The 5,383-nt window shown below is 42.2% G+C and carries 7 protein-coding genes; 2 read left to right on the top strand and 5 right to left on the bottom strand.

Annotated elements, in window-relative coordinates:
- Nucleotides 1-703, top strand: a 703-nt coding sequence (locus Q366_RS18925) for an IS3 family transposase (RefSeq protein WP_035242297.1), incomplete at its 5' end; no start/stop codon positions are given.
- 841 nt (nt 704-1,544) lie between these two features.
- On the opposite strand, the gene Q366_RS21460 is transcribed toward Q366_RS18925, so the two are convergent.
- From Q366_RS21460 to Q366_RS18900, 5 genes are all read right to left on the bottom strand, one after another.
- Complete coding sequence (locus tag Q366_RS21460) at nt 1,545-2,060, bottom strand: hypothetical protein (protein ID WP_156968242.1); 516 nt, start codon at nt 2,058-2,060, stop codon at nt 1,545-1,547.
- Nucleotides 2,061-2,863: 803 nt separating this feature from the next.
- Nucleotides 2,864-3,400, bottom strand: coding sequence for a YaeQ family protein (locus Q366_RS18915; RefSeq protein WP_035242291.1), 537 nt, complete (start codon nt 3,398-3,400; stop codon nt 2,864-2,866).
- 303 nt (nt 3,401-3,703) lie between these two features.
- Nucleotides 3,704-3,838 (bottom strand): GPW/gp25 family protein, encoded by a 135-nt coding sequence (locus Q366_RS22075; protein ID WP_245620023.1) that lies wholly within the window; start codon nt 3,836-3,838, stop codon nt 3,704-3,706.
- Between the two features lie 304 nt (nt 3,839-4,142).
- Nucleotides 4,143-4,529 carry a type II toxin-antitoxin system death-on-curing family toxin gene (locus tag Q366_RS18905; protein WP_035242286.1) on the bottom strand — a complete coding sequence of 129 codons (387 nt, stop codon included), beginning with the start codon at nt 4,527-4,529 and terminating at the stop codon, nt 4,143-4,145.
- A complete protein-coding gene (locus Q366_RS18900; RefSeq protein WP_035242283.1) occupies nt 4,526-4,756 on the bottom strand; it encodes an AbrB/MazE/SpoVT family DNA-binding domain-containing protein in 231 nt (76 codons plus the stop codon). The genes Q366_RS18905 and Q366_RS18900 overlap by 4 nt, the downstream gene beginning before the upstream one ends.
- A 354-nt stretch (nt 4,757-5,110) precedes the next feature.
- On the opposite strand from Q366_RS18900, the gene Q366_RS18895 reads away from it, so the two are divergent.
- The gene (locus Q366_RS18895) at nt 5,111-5,359 is read left to right on the top strand and encodes a DUF4160 domain-containing protein (RefSeq protein WP_035240143.1); all 249 of its coding nucleotides are present in this window, start codon (nt 5,111-5,113) and stop codon (nt 5,357-5,359) included.
- Nucleotides 5,360-5,383: the final 24 nt, after the last annotated feature.

Raw genomic sequence — 5,383 nt, 5'->3', positions numbered from 1 at the left:
TACTCTTACCCTGATGGATCTGTTGGATGAGCAGCACACCAGGACCCCTTTTTATGGGAGCAGGCGGCTGACCGCCTACCTTAATGCCCTCGGGCATCCGGTTAACCGGAAGCGAGTTCAGCGGTTGATGAAACTGATGCGGATAGAAGCCATCTATCCTAAGCCCAAAACGACCAAAAGAAATGAAAATCATAAGATCTATCCATATTTACTAAGGAATGTCGTCATTGATAGGCCGGACCATGTCTGGAGCACAGATATTACCTATATCAGAATCGGGAATGGCTTCATGTACCTGACAGCGGTGATAGATTGGTTCAGTCGCTACGTGCTCTCATGGCGGCTCAGCAACACCCTTGAAAACACGTTTTGCATTGAGGTCCTGGAAGAGGCTCTCTGCTTTTCCAAACCTGAAATTTTCAATACAGATCAAGGAAGTCAGTATACCTCATTGAAATTCTTGTCTATTTTGAAAGAGAGGAAAATTCGAATCAGCATGGATTCAAAAGGGAGAGCGCTGGACAATGTTTTTGTTGAACGATTATGGAGAACCATCAAGTATGAGGAGGTTTATCTGAAGGATTACCGGACAATGAGGGAGGCTCAGAGCTCCTTAAAGGCCTTTATCGACTTTTATAATAATGAAAGGCTGCATCAAGCCCTGGGATACAAGGCACCAGCATCCGTTTACCGAACAGCTTGACGGGGAGCCATATGCCTCTGACTCCCTTATGGGGTGTTATTCCGCGCTAAAGCGCGGGGGATTGGATTTATCGCATTAAGGATGGATGCATGGGAAAGGGCAGCATACATGCTCATATACTGCCCTCATGCTTCCATCACCAGCTACGGCGCTCGGGTTGCTTCCCAGCGTTGCCCTATCTTCCGAGCTGGCGAACGAAAAATATCATAGGAGGGAATTTTTTCAACAAAAAAAGGACAACAACGCCATCGGCCCCGCCGAAATAAGGCGGGCTTAAACCTAAAAAATGTAGCTTAAAAAATGTCAAAATCAGTCTTGACATGGGGTCCACTTCACTCAACACGAGAGAGCCTGGCCAGAATTTAGATTTTGGAAGAACCATCCTTCAGTTTTCTGAACCATTTGTCATACTGCCAGGTGCTTTCCAGTGTATATTTCATAGCTATATATGTATCTCATAAGATACATTATGTCAAATATAAAATGCCGGAATCAGTGCAATAAGCTCCTGGGTAATGTAAAGAAAAGTGTAATTTGTGATCGTTAATTGTAGCGACTCGGAATAATTCAGGCCGGGCTCACGTCATAGGTTGATAACATTCGAATTGACATCATCAATATCAGAAGTAGTCAACGCCTTGCCTGGAAAATTTCTCAGTATTCAATGATAGACACAGTCAACGGTCCTCTGGCCCAGAGTAAAAGGAAATTTAACAGGGCATAAAGTTGACTGCTGCAATTTTCGGCAGAGGATGTTTATCTCCAATTAAGGTGATGACCGAAGTACAGAAATGTGTACCTTCTGTATTTTTAAAACAGTAAAATAGCTTAAAGTTGATTGCTATTTATCTTCTGCTAACTCAACCGTTGCATCCGAATTAATGGTGAGAGTAAAATTTCGAGATGTTGACAATGTCCCTTCTACTCGTAAGACGACAGGCGGATATTGCGCAAGTTTTAAGCCATTGTCTAAAATATTTGATGTAAACTTAACACCGAACCTTGATTTCCCGATAAAATCGTTGCATTTACCACTATACCAACCATCGGCTAATTGGGCTGATAAATAGACATAGCTAATCCTGACCAATGGGCCGGGGAATTTAAGTGTCTGACCTTCCTCAAGCTTCTGGTAAGGTGTGCTATGAGATTTCCAGCCGAAGTAAAATAAATCCCAAGAGTGATAATGATAAATGAATGTTATATTAAAACAATCCGGATTGGAACTCATGAGGTTCTTTGCAGTTAACGTTCCGGCCGACGCTGTTGTGACCCCCCAAAAAACAACAGTAAATATTAGGATCGTATATACCCTTATAATTTTGGAAAAACATTTTTTTGTCATATGAGTAACCATTTTTTACCTCCCCACTGCAAATAAAGAGCTGCTAATCAAGATAGAAATTTTTGCACACTATAAGTCAAAATTTCCAGATGGTGTCTCTCCCAACTGGCTATGATCTAATGAGTAACAAAACTATTTTTTAAAGATGAAAAAGTCAATGAAAACCCACTGTTAAAAACTGTTAAAAAAGGTCACAACTATTTATTATTAAAACAAGTTTCTGTTTTTAAAAATGGCTGATATTTATCCGTCGGGCTGCCTTAAAAGAAAATCGACAAAAGCTGACGGATGGCGTTAGAGCTTAGAATAAATCACGTTAATACCAGGGCAAACGCATTAAAATTTCGGTTATAATAAATTCAATTGGTTACAAAGCATCATTTCACCTTTTCGTCTCTTTTCAAAAAGTACTATTGTTTAACCAGTTGAATTTATTGAAGTCAAAAATCATGCCAATTTTTCATGCGTTCACCCTGACGTTAATACCGGATAAACTTGACTGAGCCTTTATGGTATAATTGTGGCTCGAAACCCTTGTCAATAAAGGCATTCACTTCTTTTTCCAGTGCTCAGGCCACTCACGATCCGGAGGGTGAGCTTTAGTGTTGGAAATGCTCTGGAGTAACATGGCAAGTCTGTGCCAGGGTTCTGTCTACAAGGTGGTGCGGGCAGATGAGTAGTCCTCATCTAACGTTTCCAAATAAACGGTTTATCCGTCTTTATTTGGCTTGTTGTAGTTAAATGAATTATGTTTATCCAGAAGCCCTTTTCCAGCGCCCAGCTGGCCAATAAAATCCGCCAGGCCCTTGCCCCGGCTAATTCGCCTTAAGGGGTTTCCAGGAAATTTCGCACTCCCCGGTATCCCCGGAAACATAAACAACACCGTCTGAAACCGTTACGGAAAGGTCCATTGTCCTGTTGGTCAATCCAGCCAGTTCCTGTATGCCTTTCCATTGGAGCTGGAAAACCTCCGCACTTAACCCCTGGAATTTTCCCCCTTCTTTCTCCCACCAACTGTCGGACTTGAGGTTAAAGGAATATACCCGCACCGCAGAAGAGATCCGGCCGGCTTTTTTGATCCGGTCAAAAGAAGGTTCTCCTACCTCAACCCAGAGGGCAATCCTGCCATCCAGGGTTTTCTCCCAGATATCCGGCTCCTCCACAGTGGAAAGCCCCCGGGTCATGGTCAGGGCTTCAGTGGCATTCATGCAGAATGCGATCACTCTTGCCATCATACGCTCAACAGATTCAGAAGGGTGCTGGGCAAGGGTGAGGCTTAGGGTATCGTAAACATTCCGGTCCACATCGGCCAAGGTGATATTTGCTTTAAAAATGGTGGGTTTAAGGGCCACTTGATTATCCTATGGGTTAAAATCCTATCAATAAAATGTAAATTCTGTTGAGGGCACCCTTAACCGAATCCATATTCCCTTGTCAAGCAGAGCTTTGTCTCTAGTCTCACCTATCCCCAGATAAAATGCCCCGAGCAAAAAATATCCACGGTTTATAAAATGACCTGGGAATGCCTGTACGCCCTCTGCTGAGAATTGGAAGCCCAATCCATTTTCGTCATTCAGCCAAACCAGGTGTCCACAAGTTTTACACATTTCTCTATACAGGATACACCCTGACAGGTACCTGCACCTGCTTTACCCTTATATCTTCTGGCACCACCGGAGCTCAAAATAGAACACCGCCCGCCGGACGAGATCCAGAATCGTGGTAACCGTGGCCGTATCCATGGTATCGAAGACCATGGCCTGGATACCATACCCGAATTCCGGATGCATCACCCGGTCCCCCCGGGGCGGTGGCCAAAAGGATCTTTAAGTTCTGCTTGATCTCTTCATCTTCAGAAACCATGGCAGCAACCCTGCCGCCTTGGTCAAATTCCGGAGGAAGGCCCAGCCCGGCCTATAAAATTTCTTTCTTCAGCTGTCAGTACTCATCTCACTCACAATTTCGGCGGGTCAGATTTAGCTTTGGAAGTGCTCTGGAGTTACAGGGATAGTCTGGGGGTTTTTATTCACCCGAAATCGGAACCTGTTTTGGGGGTAGTCTTCGCTACAAAAATATTCGCATTTTTTAGAGGGATTATTTTATTCTTTGGGTATTTTCTTTTAACCACCGGGTAAATCCTTCCAAAGAGTAGTCACCTTTACCCAAATTTTCAAAAACGATAACTCTTTCCTCTGGTGAGACAACGAAATCCCAACCGTGTAACCTCAAAAACAGTCGTGATACTACATAGGCTGTTCTTTTATTCCCATCTAAAAAGCCATGATTTTTTGCCAACCCAAATGCATAGGAAGCCGCCAATTCAGGAACATCAGGAGAGCTATATGCTACGAGATTTTTGGGCTTATTAATAGCACTTTCTATTAATCCAAGATCTCTTATTCCATTCGCCCCACCATGTTCTTGGATCTGCAGGTCATGTATAACAATAACTGTTTCAAGTTCAATCCAAGAATAGATCATCTTTTGGACAGTTCCCTCAAAAGGTCTTTGTCTTGCTGCATTATTTTCTCAGCTTCTGCAACCTGTTTGGAAAAATTCTCATTATAGCCGCTTAAACGATAGCCACCATCTTCCGTTTCAGTAAAATAGAGAATTTCGCCTTCATTAACCCGCAATCTTGCCAAAGATTCTTTTGGCAATACAATACCAAGAGAATTACCAATCTTTCTTACCTTTAATTCCAACATATTGCACCTCCCATGTTATAACCATTGTAATAACATCTTTTTAAAATAGCAATATATTTAATAGATTGACCGTGAGAGAGAACATAGATAAGTAAAAAACATTGAGGTTAAAGCAATTTGGGAACCGGAATCACAGGGAAAGTCCGGAGTAGACCACCATCGAAAAATTGTGCCTCGTAGCCAATATAGTCCTCACCTCCCAAAAACTCAGGTTGATCTTACCAACATATATATATTGCAGAAAAACCGACCAAAAGAACGCCTGTGAAAAATTAAAATCCTGAGGTATATTAAAAAAGAGGTCTTTTTGCGGTATCATTACCGAAAACGGTTAACATAAGACAGGACGTTGCAATGCCGGAAATTACCAGGTTTTACGGGATCATTATAAAACTTTTTTTTGGGGACCATTCACCACCACACTTTCATGCTGTGTATGGTGAATACCTCGCACTTTTCGATATCAACTCTTTAAACGTGATTGAAGGGGATCTTCCGCCAAGGGCCAGGAAATTAGTTTTGGAATGGGCTGAAAAATATCAGGCTGAATTGAAGACAATCTGGGAAACTCAAGAATTTAAAAAATTACCACCTTTGGAGTGATTTTAAAAATGATTGTACCTAAAA

It is taken from the genome of Desulfobacter vibrioformis DSM 8776, from assembly GCF_000745975.1.
Lineage (GTDB): Bacteria > Desulfobacterota > Desulfobacteria > Desulfobacterales > Desulfobacteraceae > Desulfobacter > Desulfobacter vibrioformis.
This window is presented reverse-complemented; position numbering and strand designations above follow the sequence as displayed.

Coding starts and splice junctions, on each gene's coding strand:
- Q366_RS21460 (WP_156968242.1), bottom strand. CDS start 2,060: ATGGTTACTCATATGACAAAAAAATGTTTTTCCAAAATTATAAGGGTA.
- Q366_RS18895 (WP_035240143.1), top strand. CDS start 5,111: ATGCCGGAAATTACCAGGTTTTACGGGATCATTATAAAACTTTTTTTT.
- Q366_RS18905 (WP_035242286.1), bottom strand. CDS start 4,529: ATGATCTATTCTTGGATTGAACTTGAAACAGTTATTGTTATACATGAC.
- Q366_RS18900 (WP_035242283.1), bottom strand. CDS start 4,756: ATGTTGGAATTAAAGGTAAGAAAGATTGGTAATTCTCTTGGTATTGTA.
- Q366_RS22075 (WP_245620023.1), bottom strand. CDS start 3,838: ATGCATCCGGAATTCGGGTATGGTATCCAGGCCATGGTCTTCGATACC.